The organism is Kitasatospora sp. NPDC094015 (assembly GCF_040304075.1).
In the GTDB taxonomy this organism is placed as follows: Bacteria; Actinomycetota; Actinomycetes; order Streptomycetales; family Streptomycetaceae; genus Kitasatospora.
The window spans coordinates 1-1,510 of record NZ_JBEOUL010000087.1 but is presented as its reverse complement, the minus strand read 5'-3'; the positions used below and the strand labels follow the sequence as shown (position 1 = coordinate 1,510).

Below are 1,510 nucleotides of genomic sequence, written 5' to 3'. Positions count from 1 at the left end.
GCGCCGAGTGCGTCGGCGAGGTCCTCGACGACGCCGAAGCCTTCCTTGGCGCCGACGCCGCGGCCGCCGGAGACGACGATGGCGGCCTCGGTGAGTTCGGGGCGGCCGGAGGAGACGCGGGGGGTGCGGGCGGTGACGGTGGCGGCGTTGCCGGTGAAGGTCACGGTGACGGCCTGGAGGGTGCCGGCGGCGGGGGCGGGTTCGGGGGTGGTGGAGTTGGGCTTGACGGTGATGACCGGGGCGCCGTGGGTGACGGTGGACCGCACCTGGTAGGACGCGGCGAAGACGGACTGGGTGGCGATCGGGGCACCGTCGCCGGCCTCGAGGTCGACGGCGTCGGTGATCAGGCCGGAGCCCAGGCGCAGGGCGAGGCGGGCGGCGATCTCCTTGGCCTCGCCGGAGGAGGTGAGGAGGATCGCGGCGGGTTCGGTGCTGCGGGCGATCTGGGTGAGCGCGTCGACCTTGGGGGTGACGAGCCGGTCGGTGAGTTCGGGGGCGTCGACGCTGTGGACCTTGACCGCGCCGTACTCGGCGGTCTTCGCGGCGAGGTCGGTGGCGTGGTCGCCGGCGCCGAGGAGGACGGCGGTGGGCTCGCCGAGGCGGCGGGCGAGGGTGAGGAGTTCGAGGGCCGGCTTGCGGACCACACCGTCGGCGTGGTCCACGAGCACCAGGATCTCAGCCATGTCGTTGTTGCTCCTGATCGGTCGTGGGGTGCGCTGCGGCGGGGTGGGTTAGATGAACTTCTGCTCGGCGAGGTAGGTGGCGAGCTTGCGGCCGCCCTCGCCGTCGTCGGTGACGATGGTGCCGGCGGTGCGGGCGGGGCGGGCGGTGACGTCCTGGACGGCGGTCCAGGCGCCGGCGAGGCCGACCTGGTCGGCGTCGATGCCGAGGTCGTCGAGGTCCAGGGCCTGCACGGGCTTCTTCTTGGCGGCCATGATGCCCTTGAAGGAGGGGTAGCGGGCCTCGCCGGACTGGTCGGTGACCGAGATGACGGCGGGCAGGGTGGCCCGGATCTGCTCGGTGGCGGTGTCGCCGTCGCGGCGGCCGGTGATCGTGGTGCCCTCGAGGGTGACCTCGGAGAGCAGGGTGGCCTGGGGCAGGTCGAGGCGCTCGGCGAGCAGGGCGGGCAGGACGCCCATGGTGCCGTCGGTGGAGGCCATGCCGCAGACCACGAGGTCGTAGCCGGTGTGCTCGAGGGCCTTGGCGATGATCGCGGAGGTGGCGATCACGTCGGAGCCGTGGATGTCGTCGTCGTTGACGTGGACGGCCTTGTCGGCGCCCATCGACAGGGCCTTGCGCAGCGCGTCCTTCGCGTCGTCCGGGCCCACCGTCAGGACGGTCACCTCGGCGTCGCCGGAGGCCTCGGCGATCCGCAGCGCCTGCTCGACGCCGTACTCGTCCAGCTCCGACAGGAGGCCGTCCACGCCCTCCCGGTCGGTGGTGGTGTCGTCCGCGAAGCGACGGTCACCGGTCGCGTCGGGCACGTACTTCACACAGACAACGATCCTCA

Annotated in this window: 2 protein-coding genes; both read right to left on the bottom strand. The window is 72.7% G+C overall.

What is annotated here, in order from left to right; all coding sequences use genetic code 11:
* A partial coding sequence (locus ABT014_RS34475; protein ID WP_350643808.1) for an electron transfer flavoprotein subunit alpha/FixB family protein occupies window positions 1–683 on the bottom strand: 683 nt, incomplete at its 3' end.
* Between the two features lie 48 nt (window positions 684–731).
* A partial coding sequence (locus ABT014_RS34470; RefSeq protein WP_350643806.1) for an electron transfer flavoprotein subunit beta/FixA family protein occupies window positions 732–1,510 on the bottom strand: 779 nt, incomplete at its 5' end.